This window comes from Frankia sp. EI5c (assembly GCF_001636565.1).
In the GTDB taxonomy this organism is placed as follows: domain Bacteria; phylum Actinomycetota; class Actinomycetes; order Frankiales; family Frankiaceae; genus Parafrankia.
This window is the reverse complement of record NZ_LRTK01000007.1, coordinates 32,664-53,666: the sequence shown is the minus strand read 5'-3', so window position 1 is coordinate 53,666 and position 21,003 is coordinate 32,664. Positions and strand designations below refer to the sequence as shown.

The window sequence follows — 21,003 nt, the reverse complement described above, 5'->3', positions numbered from 1 at the left end:
CCGCCGTCCTTGCCGTCCGGTGCCCTGCCCCGACGACCCGGGAGAAGCCAGTTGAGCCGTGCGGACGACACCACCCGCAGCCCCGAGGCCCGGGCCGACGAACTGCTGCGGCAGATGACGGTGGAGGAGAAGGCCCAGCAGGTCACCGGTGTGCTGCCGATCGGGCTGTTCGGCCGTGCGGGCCTGATCCGGGCCGAAGCCGAGCGGCTGCTGGGCACCGGCATCGGCCACGTCGCCCCGCTGGGCATGCTGAGCCACCCGTCGCCCCAGCGACTTGCCAGGTCGGTCAACGAGATCCAGCGGTTCCTGCTCACCGGCACCCGCCTCGGCATTCCGGCACTGTTCCACGTCGAGGCCCTGAACGGTGTGGTGTCGCCCGGCCTGAGCGGTTTCCCGACGGCGATCGCCCTGGCGGCGACCTGGAACCCCGCGGGCGTCGAGGAGATGGCGGGCATCCTGCGCCGGCAGGCCCGGGCCGTCGGGCACACCTTCGTCCTCTCCCCGGTGCTGGACGTCGCCCGCGACGCGCGCTGGGGCCGGGTGCACGAGACCTACGGCGAGGACCCCTACCTGGTCTCGGCGATGGGTGTCGCCTTCGTCCGGGGCCTGCAGGGAGCGGACCGACGCGCGGGCGTCATCGCCACCGGCAAGCACTTCCTCGGCTACTCCCTGACCGAGGCCGGCCAGAACATGGCCCGCACGACTGCCGGCCCGCGGGAGCTGTACGAGGTGTACGCCCGCCCGTTCGAGGCCGCGATCCGGCTGGCCGGCCTCGGCGCGGTGATGAACTCCTACAGCGAGGTCGACGGCGTGCCGGTGGCCGCCAGCCACGCCCTCCTCACAGCCCTGCTGCGGGAGCGGCTGGGCTTCACCGGGTCCGTCGTCTCCGACTACGACGCCGTCCGTCACCTGCACACCCGGCTCGGTGTCGCCCGGGACGCCCGGGAGGCGGGCACCCTCGCGCTCGCCGCCGGCCTCGACGTCGAGCTGCCGACGCCTTACGGGTATGGCCCGGTCCTCGCCGAGGCGGTCCGGTGCGGAGCCGTCCCCGAGGAGCAGCTCGACCGCTCGGTGCGGCGCGTGCTGCGGGACAAGTTCGCCCTCGGCCTGTTCGACCGCCCCTACGTCGACGAGGACCCGGTCGTCATCAGCCAGGTCGCGGGGGAGGGCACGGAGCTGTCCCGTGACCTCGCCCGCCAGTCCGTCACCCTGCTCTCCAACGACGGAACCCTCCCGCTGCGGCGCGACCTACGGGACCCGCGGGAGCGGCGGGACCCGTGGCGGATTGCGGTCGTCGGGCCGCACGCCGAGGGGGTCTCGTTCGCCTTCCCGCCCTACACCTACCCGGCGGCCCTGGACATGCTGCGGGCCAGGATCACCGGCGAGCGGCCGGCCATCCCCGGCACCGAGCACCTGACGAGCGACCTGACCCCGGAGGCGCTCGATCTGCTCCGCGACGAGCTCACCGACGCCTTCGCCCGGCCGATCGACGACTACATCCGGGCGGGCTACGGCGCGTGCTCGCTGGTCGAGGCCCTCCGGCGGGCAGCACCGGAGGCCGAGGTGACCACGGCCCCGGGCTGCGGCGTACTGGATTGCGAACCGGCGGACATCCCGGCGGCGGTGGCGGTGGCGGCGGCCGCCGACGTGGTCATCCTCGCCCTGGGCGGCCGGGCCGGCTGGTTCACCGCGCGGATCACCGAGGGGGAGGGCTGCGACAGAGCGGAGATCGACCTGCCCGCCCACCAGGTCGCGCTCGCCCGCGCCGTCGCCGCCACCGGGATCCCGTGCGTGGGCATCGTCCACAGCGGGCGTCCGCTGGCGCTCACCGCGCTGGCCGAGGTGGTGCCGACCCTGCTGTACGCCTACTACGGCGGGCCGCACGCGGCCACGGTGCTGGCGGACGTCCTGCTCGGCGAGGTGGAGCCGGGCGGCAGACTGCCCGTCTCGCTGCCCCGCCACAGCGGTCAGGTGCCCATATACGCCGGTCAGCCCACCGGCACCGGCTATCGGCGCACCGCCCAGGACATGCACCGGGGGTACCAGGACGTGCCCGGCACCCCGCTGTTCCCGTTCGGCCACGGGTGCGGCTACACGGACTTCGCCTACAGCGACCTGACCATCAGCGCGGGTGAGACCGGCCGGAGCGCCTCCGCGGTGGCGGAGGTCGACGGCGCTGGCAGCGTCAACATCGAGTTGACCGTGCGCAACACCGGTGAGCGGGCCGGCGACGAGGTCGTCCAGCTCTATTTCGCCGACCAGGCCACCGGGGTCACCCGGCCGGCCCGGGAACTGGTCGGCTTCACCCGGCTTACCCTCGCGGCCGGTACCGCGGCCACGGTGCGCTTCACCGTGGCGATGAGCCAGCTCGGCTACGTGGGCCCCGCCGGCGCGGTCATCCTCGAACCCGGCCCCGTCCAGGTGTTCGTCGGACGTTCCTCGGCCGACCTCCGCCTGACCGGTGCGTTCGAGGTCGTCGGCGAGCCGGTCACCCTCGACGGCCGGCGCACGTACCTGTCGGGCGTCACCGTCAACCGACGGCACACCGGCTGACGACGGGGCCTGCCATCGCGGTCGCCGGTGTCGCCGGTGGCGCCGACAGCCGACAGCCGACAGACCATTCCGGTTGCCGCCTGATGTGCCGAGTCGGATTCCGGTCTGGCGGGCGGCGGTACGCTTGTCCGACACCGGAGCGGACAGCCGACGTCGATCCGATGCCGGCGGAAGGCCGGAGGGAAAGCCGGGGGCGGGGAGCGTGGACGCGGGTATTGTCGCCGCCCTCATATCCTCCGTGGTAAGCGCCGCGGTGGCGGTCGCCGCGACGGTCTGGACCCATCGGCAGGGTGTCGGGCTGGAGCGGATCCGCTTCGAGCTGGAACGGTCGGCCCGGGACAGTGAGAAGCGCTCGGCGGCCAAGACCGAGCTCGACCGCTACCGGGAACCGTTGCTCGTCGCGGCGTTCGACCTCGGCGCCCGCATTCACAACATTCGCAAGAAGCAGTTCCTGGCCTACCTGACGTCGACGGAGCGCCGCAGCCGGCTCGCGCTGCTCGGGACGCTGTTCTGCGTCGCGCGGTACTTCGGCACGCTGGAGATCGTGTACTCGCGGCTGGCACTGCTGCGCTTCGAGAGCGCGGACGACACCCGGGTGGTCGCCGCCCTGCTCGCCGACATCAGCGGAGCGCTCAGCAGCGACCAGTACGACCGGGTCGACACCTATCACTCGTCCCGGTTCATGCTGTGGCGGGAGGAGCAGCGGGCGATCGGTGAGCTGATGCGCGGCGGGCCGGGCAGCACGTCCACGGAATGCCTGGGTTTTTCCTACTTCCACGACAACTACGACGAGGTGTTCGCCGAGTGGTTCGCGGCCTTCGCCGCCGCCCTGGAAACGCCCGTGGCCGTGACCAGCGCCCGGCTCGCCCGCCTCCAGACTCTGCTGGCGTTGCTCGTCGGACTCCTCGACGAGGAGGGTGCCTTCACCCTCACGGTCGGCGGTGAGCGGATCGCTCCGGAGTGGGTCACCGAGGCTGGTCTCGCCTGAGCGCACCGCCGGTTCGCCGCGGCGCGGATGTCGGTCGGCTCAGGCACTGAGCCGGTGCGTCACTGAACCGGGACCCGGCGTGGTTCCGATCTCCCGAGGGGAACGTTTCGGCGGTCGTGTGACGGGCCGGTAGTAGGGTCGCAGCGTGCCGCGATATGAATTCGAGTGGACCACCGGCGAAGAGGTGGTCCCAGGTTTTCTGGTGATGTGGTCCGCCACCATCGAGGCTGATGATTTCGACGAGGCGAACCTGCTGATGGACGAGCTGGAACGCGAGCACTGGGAGTTCGAGAACCTGTGGAACACCTGACCGGGTGACCTGACCCGGATCCCTGCCTGGCCGGCCGAATTGTTCGGCGATGTCATCTTGACGGCCATCGGAAGTGCCGCATAATGTGTGGTCACGGAATTCCGCCAAGCGTCAGCGGGAGTTGTCGTGGGCAGTGCGGCCAGTTCACCGGAAACCTGCGGCGAGGCAGCCCATCCCGGCCATCAGGGTGATTATCCGGGTGCGGTTCCGGGTCTTCCGGGCGCCGGGCGGGGGGCCCGATGACGGTGGTCACGGCGCCGACGCTTTTTCCGCTGGGTCATGCCTTCGGTGCCGGCGACGCGCGGGTGCTGGTCGACGCGGTGGCGGGGGCCGGGTTCGGCGGCGTGCAGCTGACGCGCGCCCATCTCGACGGCGCCGTGGCAGGCGGTATGGCGCCGGCGGAGTTCATCGACCTGCACCGGGAGCGCGGGCTGACGGTCGCCACCGCCGAGGTACTGATGAGCTGGGCGGGCGCCGACCGGGAGGCCATCGTCGCGGACGCCACGCCGCTGCTCGACCTGGCGGTGCTGGCCGGAACCGACAAGGTCATCGCGATCACATCGGACGTGTCGGGGCCGTCGTTCGCCGGTGTGGCGCGGCGGCTGGCGTTCCTGTGCGACCTGGCGGCCGAGCGTGGGCTGCGGATCAGCTTCGAGTTCCTGCCCTGGAGCGTGATTCCGACCCTCGCGGCCGCGCTGCGGCTGCTGGACGCGGTGGACCGGGAGAACCTCGGGCTGGTGCTGGACATGTGGCACTGGTTCCGGCAGCCCGGCGGGCCGGATTACGACGTCCTGCGCGCGGTGCCCGCGGAGCGGGTCGATGTCGTCCAGCTGTGCGACGCACCCACCCGCCCGGCTGACGACCTGATCATGGAAACCATGACGGCCCGGCTGGCACCCGGTGCGGGCGACATCGACATTCCGGCGGCGCTGGATGTTCTCCTCGCGGGTGGCGCCGCGCCCGTGGTGGCTACCGAGGTGTATTCCGCCCCGCTTGCCGGCCTCGGCCCGGCGGAGATGTCGCGACGCCTTTTCGCCGCCACGGAGAAGGTGCTCGACGGGCGTTTCGCCGAGCACTCGTGAACTGGCGGTCGGCGCGCTGACCCGCGGGCGCGGGTCAGCGCTGGTTCTTCAGCTCGGCCGGCCCGCGCCGACGGGCTCGGCGACCAGCTGGATGGGCTCGTCCCCGAGCAGGGTCGTGCGGTTCATGACGCGGGGCTGGGCCCGGTCGAACTCGCAGGCCCGGTGAAGGAGCCCACGGTTGTCCCAGATGACCATGTCGCCCACCGACCACGCGTGCCGCAGCACCCGGTCGGGCGTCGTGGTCCGCTGCACCAGCTCGTCGAGCAGCGCCCGTCCCTCGCCGGGCTCCATCCCGATGACGTGCGAGGTCGTCGCCCCGATCACGAGCGAATGGCGCCCCGAACGCTGCCCCCAGACCAGCGGATGCGTCCGCGCCGGCCGGCGGTCCCACTCGGCCAGCTGGGCCGGGGTCGGGTCGGGGTAGCTGTGGCGCTGCACCGCCTCGAAGGTGTGGACGACGCGCAGCGCCGCGAAGTGCTCCTTCTCCGCGGCGGAGAGGTTCTCGTAGGCGGAGTAGGTGCTGGCGAACTCCGTCTCACCGCCCTGCGCGGCGACCACCTGGGCGGTCAGCACGCCGGCCTTCGGCGGGGGCGCCGCGTCGAGGCAGCCGTCCAGGTGCCAGCGGTCGTTGCTGCGGAAGTACTCCGCGTTCGGGTTGTCCGGGTCGAAGCTGATCTGCATGACCTCGGGGATGGGGTACCGGGGCATCCGGGCGAGCGTGCCGAGCCTGCCGCAGAACTCGGCCTGGGCGGGCGCGTCGAGGCCTAACCCGCGGAACAGCAGGACCCCGTGCTCCTCCAACGCCGTCAGGCAGGCCGCGGGCAGGTCCTCGTCACTGCGCAGACGTTCGACGTCCACGTCGAGGACCGCCACGCCAACGTGCTCGCTCAGCTTCTCAACGGAGATCACGGCCATCGGTTTCCCCTTCCATCGGAACCCACCAGAGGTGCTCGGTCAGATGTTCCATCGGCCGGCGGTCAGATGCGACGTCCTACCGCGCCCGCCGGCCTCGACCGAGCTCCCCGGTCCACCCGTGGAACGGGGTGTGCGGCCTGGACGGCCGGCAGGAGGCGGATCGTGGACGGGACGACGCCGAGTGCGAACGACCCGGTGCGGCGGTATTCCGCGCCTGCCGCGCGGACCGCCGCCTGCTGCCCGCCGCCCGTCACCTTTCGGCCCATGCGACCGTATCGTGGGTTGTCACGCCGCAATCCGGCATTCCCTAATTCATGTGATGTAGGTCACTATATGTCACCGACGGTGTCCCGCGCGGGGTCTGGGTGGCGGTGATCCCGCGAAACCGGAGGAAGGGCCACGCAGGCGTGAATCTCGGACGACCTACGCTGGGCGCGTGACGGCACCGACATCGGCTGACTCCGCCGCGTCAGCTTCCGGCCCGGGTCGGCCGCGGGCAGCACGTGACGACACCCGGAACGCGGCGCGCGCATCGGCGCGGGAGCGACTGTGCCCGCCGATGCCGAGCGACCGGGCCCTCGGCTGGGCCGCCGCGTTCGCGGTCACCGCCGTGGCCGCGATCCTGCGTTTCTGGCGGCTGACCGAGCCGAAGGGCATCTACTTCGACGAGGTCTACTACACCAAGGACGCCTGGGGCCTGATGACCGCGGGCTACGAGGTGGACAGTGCCACCTGCACCAGGGCCGCGTTCGTGGTGCACCCGCCGCTGGGCAAGTGGTTCATCGCGGCGTCGGAGAAGCTCTTCGGCTACGTCGACTGCGCCGGTGTCGCGCACGGCAATCCCGAGCTGGGCTGGCGGTTCGCCTCGGCGTTCTTCGGGACCCTCGCCGTCCTCGTGCTCACCCGCCTCGCCCGCCGGGTCTTCCGCTCCACGTTGCTCGGCTGCTTCGCCGGGCTGCTGCTCGCGCTGGACGGGCTCGAGTTCGTCCAGAGCCGGATCGGCATCCTCGACATCTTCCTGATGACCGGACTCGTTTTGGCGCTGGCCTGTCTGGTGCTCGACCGCGACGACGGCCGGGCCAGGCTCGCCGAGCGTCTGCCGGCGGCCGAGGCCCCCGGCACCGAGGCCCCCGGCACCGAGGCCCCCGGCACCGAGGCCCGCTACGGGCCGCGGCTGGGCTGGCGGCCCTGGCGGATCGCCGCCGGCGTGTGCCTCGGTGCGTCGATGGGTGTGAAGTGGAGCGCGCTGTACACGCTGGTCGGCCTCGCGGCGCTCGCGCTGGCCTGGGACATCGGCGCCCGGCGGACCGCCGGGGCCCGGGCGCCGGTACGCGGGGCACTGCGCCGCGACCTGCCTGCCTGGCTGGGCTGCTACGTGCTGCTGCCGATCGGGACGTTCCTGAGCACCTGGACGGGCTGGTTCGTCACCGACGGCGGGTACCGGCGGCACGAGTACGGCGACGGCTTCGTCGCCGCCTGGCGCGGCTGGTGGTCCTACCAGGAGGCCATCCTGGAGTTCCACGAGCACCTGTCCGCCGGGCATGTCGCCCAGTCCACGCCGTTGAGCTGGCTGGTGATGGGGCGTCCGGTGGCCTACGCCTGGGACGGACCGGAGTTCGGCGAGCAGGGCTGCCGGGCTGCCGAGGGCTGCGCCCGGGAGGTGCTGGCCCTCGGGAACCCGGCGGTCTGGTGGGTGGGCACGGCCGCGCTGGTCGCGATGCTCGCGCTGTGGGCCAGCCGGCGTGACTGGCGGGCCGCCCTCGTGCTGGTCGGCTTCGGGGCCTCCTTCCTGCCCTGGCTGGCCTTCCCGAACCGGACCATGTTCTTCTTCTACGCCCTGCCGCTGCTGCCGTTCATGATCCTGGGGATCACGGCGTGCGCCGGCCTGCTCCTGGGCCCCCGCACGGCGTCGGACGCCCGCCGCCTGACGGGGGCGGTGGTCGTCGGCAGCTACCTGGTCGCGGTCATCCTGCTGTTCGCCTACTACTACCCGATCCTCGCCGCAGAGGTGATTCCCCTGGATGCCTGGCGGGACCGCATGTGGTTCCCCGGCTGGGTCGTCGCCTGACGCAGTCGTGGGTGGCGTTCACGCTCGGTGTCGAGCTCGCCCAGCCTCAGCGCCGCGCCGGCGCCGATGCCGGTCGCCCCGCCCGCGACGATGACGGATCTGCCCGTCAGTCCGCGCATGTTGCCGCTCCCGAAGTCCGAGTGAGAGAAACGGGCAGGCTTTCATCCCATCCACTGCCCGCCGGCGACGTCGATCGTCTGACCACACATGTAGTCGGCCGCGTCGGAGGCGAGGTAGGCGACCATGTTGGCGACCTCCTCGGGCAGGCAGACGCGCCCCAGCTGGACCTGGTTGGTGATGGACTCCGCGACCGCCACGCGGGCCACCAGATCCTGTTCACTCCGCGGATTCAGGACCCGCTCCCGGAGATCCGGCTTGATCATGATGCCGNGGGCCACGCCGAGCACGTTGACGCCCCGCGACGCGACCTCGTGGGCGAGGTTGCGGGTGAAACCGATGACGCCGGCCTTGCAGGAGCAGTAGACCGTGAGGCCCTTCTGCTGGATCCGCCCGCCGACCGCCCCGATGTTGAGGATGCGCCCGGAGCCCTGCGGCAGCAGATGTTCCAGCGCGGCGTGGGCGCCGTACATCATCATGGTCAGGCTGCCGAGCACCGTCCGGTCGATGTCGTCCTTGGTGTGCTTCTCGAACGGCCCGCCCACGACCATCACGGGATTGTTCACCATGATGTCCAGGCCGCCGAGCGCATCCCGGCTCTCCCGCACCGCGCGATGCACCTGATCCCAGTCCGACATGTCCGCGAGGATCGGAACCGCTTTCACACCCCAGCGCTTCTCGATTTCCGCGGCCCGCTTCTCGACCTTCCAGAACGTGCGCCCGACCAGTGCGACATCCGCACCGGAACCGGCCAGACGATTGGCGATGGCCTGCCCCAGACCGTCACCGCCCGCACCCGTCACAACGGCCTTCCGGCCAGTCAGGTCGAGCAGCTCGGAAACTCGCATCCCAATGATGTGGTTCGGTAGCCGATCAAGCCCTAAGAGCTGGGACCAGTCGCGGTCATCCGCGTCCATTAATCGCTCCTGCCTGTGCCGACGAAGGGGATCCCGCTGGGATCAATTTGGCCCCGGCGGGGCCTTGTTCACGAATGCTAGAACGACATCGGTCCGGGCGGCCAATACAAGTTTTCGCGCTCAGCTATACCTGGTTTATATAGCCGGTGGGTATCCTGGGCCTCGTGGACACGCACCGGCTCCGGTACTTCCTGCGCATTGCCGACGAGGGCTCGATCAACAAGGCCGCCAGCGTGCTCGGGATCGCGCAGCCGGCCCTGAGCCGCCAGATCCGGCTGCTTGAGGAGGACCTCGGGGTCACGCTGTTCCACCGGACTGCTCGCGGTGTGCGGCTGACCGAGGACGGGGAGCGCCTGCGGGCGACCACCGCCTCGCCGCTGCGGCAGCTGGAGCTCGCCATGCGCTATGTCGGGTCACCGCTGGCGCGCATCGAGCGAGGCCTGCACGTCGGCCTGCCGGCGACCGCGGCGTGCGTCCTCGCCATGCCGCTGCTGGATAGTCTGAGCCTGGCATTTCCCAAGGTGGAGTTCCGGGTGAGTGTCGCGACCACCGCGGAACTCGTCGCGGAGATGCTGCAGGGCGTGGTCGACATCGCGTTGATAGAGCCGGTGCCGGACGGCCGGCTCTTCTATGCGGACCTGGTGGTGGAGGATCTGGCCGTCATCGGTCCGGCGACCTCGGGCCTGCGGCCGGACCAGCCGGTCGATTTCACCGAGCTCGCGGCGCTGCCACTGGTTCTGCCGGGAAGTCAGACCGGAATTCGCGCCAGCCTCGAGAACACCGCGCTGCGGCGCAAGCTCACCCTTCGCTGCACCTTCGCGACGGACGCCCTCCAGGTGGCGAAAGACCTGATCGCGGCCGGCCGCGGTTATGGCGTGCTCCCGCTTTCGGCCTGCGCCGCCGAGATCGAGGCGAAACGGCTGCGTCATGCCCCGTTGCGGGAGCCGGCTCTCACCCAGCAGCTGGGCACGGCCGTGACCGGGCATCTGGAACTTCCGCGCGGTTTCGCGATCCGCGTCAGTGAGATCATCCGCGAGGAGGCGACCAGGCTCGTCGAGTCGGGGGTGTGGCGGGCGCGGATCTCCCCGCCCGCCACACCCCCCAGGTGACGTCGGTCAGGCGATGGCGGGCATGATCTCCTCGGCGACCCACTGGGTGTAGTCGTAGTACTCCTGGATCTCGCCGAGCGCGGGGATGGGCACCGAGCTCATGGTGACGCCCAGTTCCTTGAACCAGCCGAGGCGGTCGATGATCTCCTGGCGGCTCATGCCCGGCCGGGAGCGGGGGTCGGTCAGCACGGCGTGGCCCTCGCCGACCCGTGAGGTGGAGAAACCGTAGAAGACCTCGGTCAGCTGGCCGTTGTAGTCGGGCTGCGACCTGATGAAGTCCAGTCGGGCCGGAATGTCCTCGGGCTTGGTGAGGAACGGCCACCAGCCGGTCGCGTACCGCGCTGTGCGCCGCAGCACCGGATCGGCGTCGCCGCCGAACCACACCCGTGGATGCGGCTTCTGCACCGGCTTCGGCTCGAAGGCGACGTCCCGGAAGGAGACGTACCGGCCCTCGAACTCGGGCCGCTCCTTCGTCCAGAGCTCGATGATGGCCTGGATGTACTCCTCGGCCATCGCGCCGCGCTCCTTGAAGGGAACGCCGAGGATCTCGAACTCGCCCGCCAGCCAGCCGACCCCGAAGGTCACGGTGACCCGGCCGCTCGACAGCCAGTCCATGGTCGCCAGGGACTTCGCGGTGATGACGGGGTGTTGCAGCGGCAGGATCGCGATGCAGGAGTTGACCCGTATCTGTTCGGTGGCCCCGGCCAGGTAGGCCATGCCGGTGAACGCGTGGAAGTAGTGCGGACCGGAGAGGTCGACATGCTCCGCCGGGACGATGTGGTGCTCGGGTAAGCTGATCATCGAGTAGCCGAGTTTCTCGGCCCACTTCGCCAGGCGGGTCTGGTCCGCTCCGGTCACCTGCGCCTCCCAGGGCTGGCAGGTGGCCTTCAGTCGCAGCATGTGCGGCATCGCGAAGCCTAGTTCCATCAGATCTCCTTCTGCCGGTGACGGCCGTCTCGGGTCAACCGGCAGAAGCCTGCCACTTTCCGGTATGTCGCGCCATGGCCCTACCGGTTCTCGCCCGGCCGGGCGTCAGGTGACGTCAGGTGATGAGCTTCTTCTGCACCTTGCCCAGTTGGTTGCGGGGCAGGGAGGTGACGAAACGGACCTCCCGCGGGCGCTTGTGCGGCGCCAGCGTCGCGGCGACATGATCGACCAGTTCGGGGGCCTCGACCGTTTCCTGGGCGACGACAATCGCCACGATCCGCTGCCCGAGGTCGTCGTCGGGCACGCCGATCACGGCGGCCTCGGCGACCGCCGGGTGGGCGAGCAACGCGTTCTCGATCTCCCCGGCGCCGATCTTGTAGCCACCGGACTTGATGAGGTCGGTACTCTGCCGGCCGACGATGCGCAGCTGACCGTCCGGCTCGAACAGGCCCAGGTCGCCGGTGGAGAACCAGCCGTCGGGGGCGAGCGCCGCGGCGGTCGCGGCCGGATTGCCCAGGTAGCCGCTGAAAACGTTCGGGCCGCGTACCTCAACCAACCCGAACTCGTCCCCGGTGAAGTCCTCCCCGCCCGAGCCCTGACCGCTGGTGATCCGGACCTCCACACCGGGCAGCGGGGGCCCGACGAGGCCCGGCCGGCGGTCGCCGTCGGCACGGGCGGCGGTGTTGATGAGGGTCTCGGTCAGCCCGTAGCGTTCCGCGAACCGCTGGCCCGCCTGCGCCACGAACCGCTCGAACACCGGCACGGGCAGTGCGGCCGAACCGGAGACGAGCAGGCGGGCGGAGGCGAACGCCGCCGGCTCCGGCACCCGGGACCACATGGTGGGCACCGCGAAGTAGAGCGTCCCGCCGGGTGCCGGCGCGAAGCGCCCGGTGTGGTGCAGGGCCGACCCGACCCGCAGTGGGCCCAGTGTCCCCAGCACGAGCCCGTGCACGTGGAAGATCGGCAGCGCATGGCCGAGGACGTCCTCGGGTGACCACGCCCAGGCCTCGGCCAGCGCGTCGACGTTGGCCGTGATCGCCCGCCGGGGGACGACCGCGCCCTTCGGCGGGCCGGTGGTGCCCGACGTGTAGATGATCAGGGCGGGCGAGTCGTCGGCCGGCGGCTCGTCGGGCAGACTCGCCCGCGCGTTCAGATCGACCCCGTCGAGGACCAGGTCGGGGGCGCTGTCCTTCAGGACGTAGTCCCGTTCGGTGGCACCGGACTGCGGGTTCAGCGTGACCACGGTGACGCCGGCCTCGACGGCCCCGGCGATCGCGACGATCGCCTCCAGGGTGGGCGGGGCGACCACGGCGACCCGGCGCAGCCCCTTCAGCCGCTGCGCGACGGCGCCCACCGCCCCCGCGAGGTCGTCCCCTTGCAGGACGGCATCCGACACCTGGACCCTGGCCTTGCCTTGGCGCAACGCAGTCAGCACCCTGGCATTGTCCGTTCCCCCCACCGTGTTGGTCGACAAATGCGGGTACCCGGGCTGGCAGGATCAGGTCGCGATCCGCAGGCGGGCGAGCCGGTCGGGATCGAGGAGCAGGTCGATCTCGACGATGCGCGCCCCGCGGACGGTGATGCCGGCGACGGCGAGCACCCCCTCGCCGGACGCGGCCAGGACGCCGACCGCGCCGTTGACCAGAGCGGCGGAGCACAGGCTGGCGAACCGCCGGCCGTGGGTGGCGGCGTGGTTCGCCACGTCCGCGGTGCCGGTGAGCGTCGTCGGTCCGGCCCAGGGCCGGGTTCCCGGGTCGATGCGGAGGATGACGGTGGGATCCAGCAGGCGCAGCAATCCCTCGAAGTCACCGGCGCGGGCGGCGGCGAGGAAGGCGTCGACCACCCGCCGCTGGGTGCCCAGATCCGCGTCCGGTGTGGTGGTGGTGCCGCGCAGCCGCCGCCGGGCGCGGCTCGCGAGCTGCCGGGCGGCCTCGGGGCTGCGTTCGACGATGGGCGCGATCTCGGTGAACGGGACGCCGAACATGTCATGCAGCACGAAGGCGAGCCGTTCGGCCGGGTGGCGTGCCTGGCCGGGTGGACGGCCGCCGAGCTCACCGCGACCACCCGGCGGATTCCGTGGTTCCGCATCGCCGCCGCGATGTTCTCCATCCCCTGGCTGTAGACCGTCGTCCGGTCGCGGCTGAACGGCACGCCGAGGGTGGACAGCACGATCTCCGCCCCTTTCGCGGCCCGGACCACCGCCCACCGGTCGAGCACGTCGGCCGCGGCGACGGTCAGCCGCTCGCCGCCCGCCGGGAACTCGCCGGCCGCCGGGAACCGGTCGGGGTTCCTGGTTACCGCGACCACCTCGTGCCCGGCCTCGAGCGCCTGCCGGCACAACACCCGTCCCGTGCCACCGTTGGCCCCGAACACCACGATCCGCATGCTCACCGCTCCTCGCGCAGCTGGTCGCCGGGACGACTCCGTCTCCCGGCGGTGCGCCCCGCCGTGACGCGCACACAGATGAGTCGGATCGCGAGCCAAGAACGTGACCGGCCGCGGCGGGTGCCGGCGCCGCGCGGGTGTCGCGAAGGTGGCGCGCGCCGGCAGGACGGCTGCGCTCTCAGCGTGCGGTTGCCGTCGGAGTGACGGTGTCGGCACGGAGGATGGCGCGGGTGGCGCCGTCCGACGGAGAATGCGGCCTATGTATCCGGGGGCACACGCCGACCGTTTCCCCGACAAACCCGCCGTGGTGGTGGCGGAGTCGGGGGAGTTACTGACCTACCGTGAGCTCGACGACCACTCCCGCCGGCTGGCGCGTTTTCTGTATGACGCCGGTTTCCGGCGAGGGGACCACATCGCACTGCTGACCGACAACTCCCCGCGCGCCTTCGAGGTCTACTGGGCCGCGGCCCGCTCCGGCCTCTATCTGACCGCCGTCAACAGTCATCTGTCGGCCGACGAGATCAGCTACATCGTGAACGACTGCGAGGCTCGGGCACTGGTCGTCTCCGCGGCGCTGCGGGAGTCGGCCGAGCGCATCGTGGAGCGGACGCCCGCGGTGCGGGTCAGGCTGGTGTTCGGCGGCACGGCGGCGGGCCACGCCAGCTACGAGGCCGCGCTGGCGACGGCGTCGTCCGAACCGCTGCCGGCCCAGCCCCGCGGGGCCGACATGCTCTACTCCTCCGGCACGACCGGCCGGCCGAAGGGAATCCGTAAACCGCTGCCGGACCGTGAGGTCCACGAACCAGGCGACATCTACACCGAGCTGTTCCCGCGGCTGTACGGTTTCGACGCCGACACCGTCTACCTGTCACCGGCGCCCATCTACCACGCGGCGCCGCTGCGGTACGCCACCGTGATCCAGGCCGTGGGCGGGACGGTGGTGCTGATGCGCCGGTTCGACGCGCAGAACGCGCTGGCCGCGATCGAGCGGTACCGGGTGACCCACAGCCAGTGGGTGCCGACGATGTTCGTCCGGATGCTGAAGCTGCCGGCGTCGGCGCGGCGGCGGCACGACCTGTCCAGCCAGCAGGTGGCCATCCACGCGGCGGCGCCGTGCCCCGTGGAGGTGAAACAGGCGATGATCGACTGGTGGGGCCCGATCCTCGTCGAGTACTACGCCGCCACCGAGGCGATCGGCACCACGTTCATCACCAGCGAGGAGTGGCTGCGCCGGCCCGGTTCGGTGGGCCGGGCCGCGCTGGGCATCCTGCACATCTGTGGGGATGACGGTACGGAGCTGCCGCCGGGGCAGACCGGCACCGTCTACTTCGAGCGGGACGACCCGCTGTTCGAATACCACAACGACCCGGTGAAGACGGCGCGGGCGCGGCATCCCGAACACCCCACCTGGAGCACGCTCGGGGATGTGGGACATCTTGATTCCGACGGGTTTCTGTACCTCACCGACCGCCGGGATTTCCTCATCATCTCCGGTGGGGTGAACATCTACCCGCAGGAGATCGAGAACAGCCTCGCGCTGCATCCGAAGGTGTTCGACGTCGCCGTCGTCGGTGCGCCTGACGAGGAGATGGGTGAGTCGGTCCGGGCGGTGGTGCAGCCCGCGGCCGGTGCGCAGCCGGGGCCCGCGCTGGCGGCCGAACTGGCGGAGTTCCTGCGCGGGCGGATCGCGTCCTACAAGATTCCGCGCCGGTTCGACTTCGTCGCCGAACTGCCGCGCACGCCGACCGGGAAGATGGCCAAGAAGATGCTCCGCATTTGATGTGCTCAGTCGGAACACCGCGATCTGGTGGGCCGCGGCCGGGTGGCCCATCGCACACCGCCGGTGGCGCCGGCCCCGCCTAACATAGTGGCAACTATGTAGCTGGTGCACCACGGGCGCTGGTGCGACCTGGGCTCCGCGGGTCGTCGTCCGGGATGGCCGGCCGGGTCGGGTCGGGAGGGCCGGATGAGCGGGGTCGCGCACGCGGGTTCGATGCTGGTCGGCGCGGCCGGGTGGGACTCCGCCGCCGGGGAGCCGGATCCGCGGCCGCAGCGGGTCGTCCCCGCGTGCTGGCCGCTGCCGGAGCTGCGAACCGACCGGGCGGAGCGCCGCGGTGAGCTCGTCGTGGGCCCCGAGCAGCTCAACCCGGGCGGAACTCTGTGGGGTGGCGCCGGCCTGTCCGCCGCCATCGCCGTCGCGCAGGACGTCCTCGACCGGGCGGTGCTGTGGGCGACAGTCCAGTACGTCAGCCCGATCGTCGCGGGCGAACGCCTGGAGCTGACCGTGCAGACCGGTGGGCGGGGCCGGCGGCTGTCGCAGGCCGAAGTTCGCGGGACTGTCGACGGGCGGCTCGCGCTGCTCGCCGTCGGCACCTTCGGTGCCCGCGCCGGCGGAGCTGGCGCGGCCGGCGGAGCTGGCGCGGTTGACGGAGCTGGCGCGGTTGACGGAGCTGACGGAGCCGGCGGAGCGGACGGGCCCGGCAGGGGCGCCGGGCAGGTGCCCGTCCCCCGCCCGCCGGCGGGAACGCCGCTGCCCGAATTCTGCGCCGAGCGAGACGAACCGCAGCTCAGGACGGGCATGAACGCCCACTTCGAGCAGCGCTGGGTCCCGCCCGGGGCGAAGCTCGCCGGTTCCCCCGCGGCCGCGGGCCGGGCGCTGTGGCTGCGGGCCCGCCGCCCGGGCATGCTGTCCGCGGCGATGCTGGCGATCATGGCTGATTTCGCGCCGGCGGCTCTCCTCGACGTCTACGATGCGCCGATGATCGCGGTGAGCCTCGACAACAGCATCCGGATCGGCACCCCGGCCGACCCCGCCGGCTCCGGCTGGGTGCTGATCGACACGCGGGTGGAAAGCCTCGTCGGCGGCGTCGCCCACGTCGCCGGGCGGCTGTTCGCGCAGGACGGGCGCCTGCTCGCGACGGCGAGCCAGTCCACCCTGGTCCGTCCGCTCGGCCGGTGAGCCCGGCAGCCTCGGCCGGTACGGCACCGCGGGACCGGTCGCGGCGGCGGGCCCGCGGTGAATCGGCCGGCCGCACCCAGATCCTCGACGCGACCATTGCCTGCATCCTCGAGTTCGGCTTCTACCGGGCGAGCACGAACGAGATCGCCCGGCGGGCGAATGTCAGCTGGGGTGCGATCCAGTATCACTTCGGGTCGCGCGAGCAGCTGATGCTGGCCGCGGTGAAGGAGCTCAACGGGCGGTTCCTCGACTCCATCGCCGGGCGGCATGTGGAGGGCGCGACCCTGGCCAGCCGGGTCGACGCGCTCTACGCGCTGCTGGCCCGGGACTACGGCGATCAGGCTTTCCTGGCCCGCCTCCAGATCCTGCTGAACCTGCAGCACGACCCGGACACCTCGCCTGAGGTCGCTGCGGCGCTCGCCGAACACACGGCGCGGGCGGCGACAGAGATCAACCGGCTGATCGACGAGACGGTCGGGCCGGATGCCCATCCGGCCGGGCGGAACGCGCTGTTCCACGGGATCCGCGGCTTCGCGTTCAGCCAGCTGCTGGCCGAGCAGGTCATCCCGGGTGGGGCGGACCATCCGGAGGAGACGCGGCGTGCCTACCTCGCNGGCATCGTCGCGGCGGTGCGAGCCTCCGAGACCGCCACCCGCCGGGCGTCCGCGTGATCATCCTGATCAGCGGGAGGCTGTCCCGTCCCGTTCGCTCCGCGTCCCGGTAGTCCGATCCGTCCGTTGGCCGGCCCTGTCCCGGGGGCCGTCCGTTCGTGTGCCATGTCCGCCACCTCTGCCCCCCGGGCGGGCGGCTTCCCGTCGCGTTCCGTATCCCGAACGTAGCGTCGAACCGGACAAACATGGACGTACGGCGTACCCGCAGGATCGGGAGGTCCACCGTGAGTGGCAACACAGGCAGGCACCGGGTGGTGATCGTCGGCGGCGGCACGGCCGGTGTCACCGTCGCGGCGCGGCTGCGCCGGGCGGGGATCACGGACCTGGCCGTGATCGAACCGTCCAGCACCCATTACTACCAGCCGATGTGGACCCTGGTCGGCGGCGGGCGCGCCCCGGTGGAGCCGACTGCCCGGCCGGAGGGGGACGTGCTGCCGCGCGGCGTGCGCTGGTACCGCGATGCCGCGGTCGAGATCGACCCGGACACCCGCGCGGTCGCGCTGGCGGGCGGCGGGCGGGTCGGCTACGAGATCCTCGTGGTGGCGCCGGGGCTCCAGCTGTGNTGGGACGAGATCCCCGGCCTGGAGCGGACCCTCGGCCGAGGCGGGGTGTCGAGCAACTACAGCTACAACCTCGCCCCCGCGACCTGGAACTTCGTCCGCAACCTGCGATCGGGGACGGCGCTGTTCACGATGCCGTCGACACCGGTCAAGTGCGGCGGCGCGCCCATGAAGATCGCCTTCCTGGCGGCCGACTACTGGCGCCGCACCGGCGTGGCGTCCGATATCAGGATCGTGCTGGCCTTCGGCGCCTCCGCGCTGTTCCGGGTGGCGGCCTATCTGCCGGCGCTGGAGGCGGCGGTCGCGCGGTACGGCCTCGACCTGCGGCTGTCCACCGAGCTGACCGAGATCCGTCCGGAGGGCCGACAGGCCGTCCTGCGTGATCTCGTCTCGGGGGCGACGACCGAGCTGAACTACGACCTGATGCACGTCACCCCGCCGCAGCGGGCACCGGAGTGGATCCGCTCCGGGCCACTGGCCGGGGCGGACGACCCCGGCGGTTACGTCACGGTCGACCCGGCGACACTGCGGCACACCCGCTACCCGGACGTCTTCGCGCTCGGTGATGTCGCGAACCTGCCGACGTCCAAGACCGGCGCGGCGATTCGCAAGCAGGCCCCGGTGCTCGTGGCCAACGTGCGGGCCGCCCTGGCCGGGCAGGAGCCGGCCGCCCGCTACGACGGATACACGTCCTGCCCGATCGTCACCGCACGTGATCGGATGGTGCTCGCCGAGTTCGACTATTCGCTGCGGCCGGCACCGACGATTCCGTTCCTCGACACCACGCGGGAGCGGCGCGACATGTATCTGCTGAAACGGTACGGCCTGCCGGCGTTCTACTGGAACCTGATGCTTCGGGGTCTGGCCTGACACCCTCGGGTGAGACAGTGAAGTGGCACGCTGCACGCGCACGCCCGGGAGGCCGGCGGTGACGGGNTGACACATACAGCGGCGCCCGCCTCCGCGACGAGGGGTGTTCCGGACAGCCGTGGCCTGGCTCGGGCGCGGGCCGCGACGATGGTCTCCCACTTCGTCCTGGCTGCGCTCTTCGCCTCGTGGGCTCCGCGTATCCCGCAGGTCAAGGAGGGCCTGGACCTCACCGACGGTCAGCTCGGCCTGGCCCTGCTCGGCGGCCCGGTCGGTGCGCTGGCCACGCTGTGGTTCTCCGGCGTCCTGGTCGGGCGGCTCGGCAGCCGCACCATGGTCAGGGCGTCGCTCGTCGGCAACTGTCTCGCGGGCACCGGGCTGGTGGCCGTCTCCGGCGTTCCGTCGCTGTTCGCGGTTCTCGCGGTGTGGTGCGCGCTTACCTGCGCGCTGGATCTCGCGAGCAACGCCCAGGCGGCGATGATCGAGGACCTTTTCGGTCGCCGGATCATGATGACGGTGCATGCCGCCTGGACCGGCGGCGCCCTGGTCGGCGCCGGCCTGGGGGCGGGCGCCGCGGCGCTGGATGTGCCGCTGGGTGGGCAGCTCCTCGTGCTCGGCACGGTCTCGCTGGCGGTGGCGCTGCCGGCGACCGGCTGGATGCTGGAGGGCGACCGGTCGGGCGGGCGGCGGTCGGGCGGGCGGCGGTCGGGCGGGCGGCGGTCGGGCGGGCGGCGGCTGGTGAAACGGTGGCTGCTGGCCCGCCGGTCGATGGCCCGGTGGGCTGGTCCCTTCGCTCCGCTCTGCCTCATCGCGTTCGCCAGCTACCTCGGCGAGGGCATCGCGGCGGACTGGAGCGCCGTCTACCTGACCGATGTCACCGGGGCGTCGCCGGGCCTGGCCGGGGTGGGCCTGGTGACCTACATGACCTGCATGCTGGGGGTGCGGCTGCTGGGCGATCGGGTGGTCGAGTCCTACGGGGTGCTGCGCACCGTCCGCCCACTGACACTCGCAGCGGCCGTGATGTTCGCGGTCGCGCTCCTTGCCGGCCCGACGTCGGCGGGTACCGCGGTGGGGATCGCGGGCTTCGCGGCGCTGGGCGCCGGGCTCGCCTGTGTGGTGCCGGCGGCGTTCTCCGCGGCGGGGCAGCGGTCCATGCGGGCCGGCGCGCCCGCCGGGCCGGCGATCGCATTGGTCAGCGCGCTCGGTTACTCCGGCTGGCTGGCCGGGCCGCCCCTGATCGGCGGGCTGGCCGAACTGGTCGGCCTGCGCGGCACGATGTGGGTGGTGGTCGGCCTGACCTGCGCGATCGCGGTGTTCGCGGGTGCGCTTGAGCAGGCTGGGGACCAACCGGCGCAGCCGGCAGGAGCCGGTCTCACCGGCGCCGCGCAGGCCGCGCACGGCGGTGATGGTGGTGCACAGCGGTGATGGTGGCGGGTGAAGGGGTCGACGCCGGACTGCGCCGGTGTCTCAGGGCTGCGGTCTCGGGCCTGTGGCGTCCCGCCTGTGGGCGTGTCAGGCGGCGCGGTTCAGCGCGGCACCCACGAAGGCGAGCTGTGCCGGGGTGACCGCGCTCCAGAAGCTCGCCGTGTGGCCACCCGGGCCGAAGTTCCGTTCCCGCGCACCCAGGGTCGCGGCGACCTCGCGCGAGACCTTGATGAAGGGGTCCGACTCACCGCAGTCGATCCGGTAGCCCACCCCCGGGACCGGCGGTGTGCCGAGCACCGGGTGGGCGGCGAAGTCCGCCGCCGAGTCGAAGGCGCCGGGGGCGCTCGCGCCGTAGGAATGCCACATCGCGGGGCTGCTCGCGGCCACCGCCACGACCAGGTCGGGGTGGCGGCGCGCCAGCAGCAGCGCGCCGTAGCCGCCCATCGACCAGCCCGTCGCCGCGATCCGGTCGGTGCGCAGTCCCTGGGCGGCGAGGCGGGGCAGTACCTCATCGATGATCATGGCTTCGGGGTCGTCGCCGGAGGCGCGGCGGTGCCAGTAGCTTTCACCGCCGTCCAGGGCGACGAGCGCGAACGGTGCCACCCCGGCCGCGAGCGCGGCGGTGAGCTGTCCGTCCAGCCCGAGCAGCGCCACCGCGCGGTCGGCGTCGTCGCCGCGGCCGTGCAGGACGAGGCAGACCGGCAGGGTTCCGGCGGTGGTTCCGGCGGGCGCGATCACGGCCATACGGACCTGCCGGCCCCGGGCCGCACTCGTGAACGTGGTTCGCCGAACCGTGACGGGGCCTGGCCTCGCCGGGCTCCCACTCCCGCCGGCCCCACTCCCGCCGGCCCCACTCCCGCCGGCGCCGGCGGCCTCGGCTTCACCGGTCGCCGGCGCGGGGCCAGAGGTGTCAGAGATGCCGGTGGAGCCGGTGGAGCCGGTGAGATCGACGCGGGTGGCGCCGGCATCCCGGCGGGAGTCCGCTCCGCAGCCCACCGCGAGGCCGCCGGCCACGGCCGTTGCCGCCGCCAGAAGGGCGCGCCTGCTGGATGACATGGTGCGGATGTTCTCACCCGGCCGCTCCTGGCCGGTCGCCGCATCCAGGCCGGCCCTCGCCGGCTGCCGCTCCTTCGCGTCCGTCGGCGTCGTC

Annotated in this window: 17 protein-coding genes and 4 pseudogenes; 13 read left to right on the top strand and 8 right to left on the bottom strand. The window is 72.0% G+C overall.

The window, feature by feature from the left end; translation table 11 throughout:
- Positions 1-114 precede the first annotated feature (114 nt).
- From UG55_RS05300 to UG55_RS05290, 4 genes are all read left to right on the top strand, one after another.
- Positions 115-2,553, top strand: a complete 2,439-nt coding sequence (locus tag UG55_RS05300; protein ID WP_083986470.1) for a beta-glucosidase — start codon at positions 115-117, stop codon at positions 2,551-2,553.
- Positions 2,554-2,755: 202 nt separating this feature from the next.
- Entirely contained in the window at positions 2,756-3,541 is a 786-nt protein-coding gene (locus UG55_RS05295; RefSeq protein ID WP_066063657.1) for a hypothetical protein, read from the top strand.
- A 145-nt stretch (positions 3,542-3,686) separates the two neighbouring features.
- A complete protein-coding gene (locus UG55_RS29050) occupies positions 3,687-3,851 on the top strand; it encodes a hypothetical protein (protein ID WP_157901488.1) in 165 nt (54 codons plus the stop codon).
- 239 nt (positions 3,852-4,090) lie between these two features.
- The gene (locus UG55_RS05290; RefSeq protein ID WP_066063656.1) at positions 4,091-4,933 is read left to right on the top strand and encodes a sugar phosphate isomerase/epimerase; all 843 of its coding nucleotides are present in this window, start codon (positions 4,091-4,093) and stop codon (positions 4,931-4,933) included.
- Positions 4,934-4,981: 48 nt separating this feature from the next.
- Here UG55_RS05290 and UG55_RS05285 read toward each other — a convergent pair whose 3' ends face one another.
- Entirely contained in the window at positions 4,982-5,848 is an 867-nt protein-coding gene (locus UG55_RS05285; RefSeq protein ID WP_066063654.1) for a TauD/TfdA family dioxygenase, read from the bottom strand.
- A 559-nt stretch (positions 5,849-6,407) separates the two neighbouring features.
- Here UG55_RS05285 and UG55_RS05280 point away from each other — a divergent pair.
- Complete coding sequence (locus UG55_RS05280; protein WP_128422854.1) at positions 6,408-7,916, top strand: dolichyl-phosphate-mannose--protein mannosyltransferase; 1,509 nt, start codon at positions 6,408-6,410, stop codon at positions 7,914-7,916.
- Positions 7,917-8,077: 161 nt separating this feature from the next.
- Here the strand turns inward: UG55_RS05280 and UG55_RS32705 are convergent.
- Positions 8,078-8,306, bottom strand: a pseudogene (locus tag UG55_RS32705) (SDR family oxidoreductase); the annotation flags it as partial.
- A 1-nt stretch (position 8,307) separates the two neighbouring features.
- The coding region (locus UG55_RS05275) for an SDR family NAD(P)-dependent oxidoreductase (RefSeq protein WP_396230809.1) at positions 8,308-8,950 on the bottom strand (643 nt) is incomplete at its 3' end.
- 164 nt (positions 8,951-9,114) lie between these two features.
- Here UG55_RS05275 and UG55_RS05270 point away from each other — a divergent pair.
- Positions 9,115-10,059, top strand: coding sequence for a LysR family transcriptional regulator (locus UG55_RS05270; protein WP_066064122.1), 945 nt, complete (start codon positions 9,115-9,117; stop codon positions 10,057-10,059).
- 6 nt (positions 10,060-10,065) lie between these two features.
- Here the strand turns inward: UG55_RS05270 and UG55_RS05265 are convergent, their stop codons facing one another.
- From UG55_RS05265 to UG55_RS32700, 3 genes are all read right to left on the bottom strand, one after another.
- Positions 10,066-10,986 (bottom strand): TIGR03619 family F420-dependent LLM class oxidoreductase, encoded by a 921-nt coding sequence (locus UG55_RS05265; RefSeq protein ID WP_066063649.1) that lies wholly within the window; start codon positions 10,984-10,986, stop codon positions 10,066-10,068.
- Positions 10,987-11,101: 115 nt separating this feature from the next.
- On the bottom strand, positions 11,102-12,421 hold the full coding sequence (locus tag UG55_RS05260; RefSeq protein ID WP_066063647.1) for an acyl-CoA synthetase: 1,320 nt from the start codon (positions 12,419-12,421) through the stop codon (positions 11,102-11,104).
- Positions 12,422-12,484: 63 nt separating this feature from the next.
- Positions 12,485-12,982, bottom strand: coding sequence for a hypothetical protein (locus tag UG55_RS32700; RefSeq protein WP_066063645.1), 498 nt, complete (start codon positions 12,980-12,982; stop codon positions 12,485-12,487).
- Here UG55_RS32700 and UG55_RS45160 point away from each other — a divergent pair.
- The gene (locus tag UG55_RS45160) at positions 12,974-13,108 is read left to right on the top strand and encodes a hypothetical protein (protein WP_255360429.1); all 135 of its coding nucleotides are present in this window, start codon (positions 12,974-12,976) and stop codon (positions 13,106-13,108) included. The genes UG55_RS32700 and UG55_RS45160 overlap by 9 nt on opposite strands.
- Here UG55_RS45160 and UG55_RS32695 read toward each other — a convergent pair.
- Positions 13,057-13,371: pseudogene (locus UG55_RS32695) on the bottom strand (NAD(P)-dependent oxidoreductase); the annotation flags it as partial. The gene UG55_RS45160 and the pseudogene UG55_RS32695 sit on opposite strands and share 52 nt — an antisense overlap.
- Positions 13,372-13,630: 259 nt before the next feature.
- Between UG55_RS32695 and UG55_RS05245 the strand changes: the two are divergent.
- The 6 genes and pseudogenes from UG55_RS05245 to UG55_RS05225 all read left to right on the top strand — a co-directional run bounded on the left by UG55_RS05245 (position 13,631) and on the right by UG55_RS05225 (position 19,853).
- Positions 13,631-15,151 carry an acyl-CoA synthetase gene (locus tag UG55_RS05245; protein WP_066063641.1) on the top strand — a complete coding sequence of 507 codons (1,521 nt, stop codon included), beginning with the start codon at positions 13,631-13,633 and terminating at the stop codon, positions 15,149-15,151.
- A gap of 186 nt (positions 15,152-15,337) precedes the next feature.
- Positions 15,338-16,330, top strand: a complete 993-nt coding sequence (locus UG55_RS05240) for an acyl-CoA thioesterase II (protein ID WP_066063639.1) — start codon at positions 15,338-15,340, stop codon at positions 16,328-16,330.
- Positions 16,327-16,943: pseudogene (locus UG55_RS46645) on the top strand (TetR/AcrR family transcriptional regulator); the annotation flags it as partial. The gene UG55_RS05240 and the pseudogene UG55_RS46645, both read left to right, overlap by 4 nt.
- Positions 16,944-17,186: 243 nt before the next feature.
- Positions 17,187-17,563: pseudogene (locus UG55_RS32690) on the top strand (FAD-dependent oxidoreductase); the annotation flags it as partial.
- Position 17,564: 1 nt separating this feature from the next.
- A partial coding sequence (locus tag UG55_RS05230) for an FAD/NAD(P)-binding oxidoreductase (protein ID WP_242423770.1) occupies positions 17,565-18,431 on the top strand: 867 nt, incomplete at its 5' end.
- Between the two features lie 147 nt (positions 18,432-18,578).
- On the top strand, positions 18,579-19,853 hold the full coding sequence (locus tag UG55_RS05225) for an MFS transporter (protein ID WP_083986423.1): 1,275 nt from the start codon (positions 18,579-18,581) through the stop codon (positions 19,851-19,853).
- Between the two features lie 87 nt (positions 19,854-19,940).
- Here UG55_RS05225 and UG55_RS05220 read toward each other — a convergent pair whose 3' ends face one another.
- Positions 19,941-20,909 (bottom strand): alpha/beta hydrolase family protein, encoded by a 969-nt coding sequence (locus tag UG55_RS05220; protein ID WP_083986422.1) that lies wholly within the window; start codon positions 20,907-20,909, stop codon positions 19,941-19,943.
- Positions 20,910-21,003 lie beyond the last annotated feature (94 nt).

Bases quoted from the DNA above. Each gene is read 5' to 3' on its own strand.
- UG55_RS05245 (WP_066063641.1), top strand. From the start codon at position 13,631: ATGTATCCGGGGGCACACGCCGACCGTTTCCCCGACAAACCCGCCGTG.
- UG55_RS05285 (WP_066063654.1), bottom strand. From the start codon at position 5,848: ATGGCCGTGATCTCCGTTGAGAAGCTGAGCGAGCACGTTGGCGTGGCG.
- UG55_RS05300 (WP_083986470.1), top strand. From the start codon at position 115: ATGACGGTGGAGGAGAAGGCCCAGCAGGTCACCGGTGTGCTGCCGATC.
- UG55_RS05225 (WP_083986423.1), top strand. From the start codon at position 18,579: ATGGTCTCCCACTTCGTCCTGGCTGCGCTCTTCGCCTCGTGGGCTCCG.
- UG55_RS05240 (WP_066063639.1), top strand. From the start codon at position 15,338: ATGAGCGGGGTCGCGCACGCGGGTTCGATGCTGGTCGGCGCGGCCGGG.
- UG55_RS05280 (WP_128422854.1), top strand. From the start codon at position 6,408: ATGCCGAGCGACCGGGCCCTCGGCTGGGCCGCCGCGTTCGCGGTCACC.
- UG55_RS45160 (WP_255360429.1), top strand. From the start codon at position 12,974: ATGCAGCACGAAGGCGAGCCGTTCGGCCGGGTGGCGTGCCTGGCCGGG.
- UG55_RS05265 (WP_066063649.1), bottom strand. From the start codon at position 10,986: ATGGAACTAGGCTTCGCGATGCCGCACATGCTGCGACTGAAGGCCACC.
- UG55_RS05290 (WP_066063656.1), top strand. From the start codon at position 4,091: ATGACGGTGGTCACGGCGCCGACGCTTTTTCCGCTGGGTCATGCCTTC.
- UG55_RS05220 (WP_083986422.1), bottom strand. From the start codon at position 20,909: ATGTCATCCAGCAGGCGCGCCCTTCTGGCGGCGGCAACGGCCGTGGCC.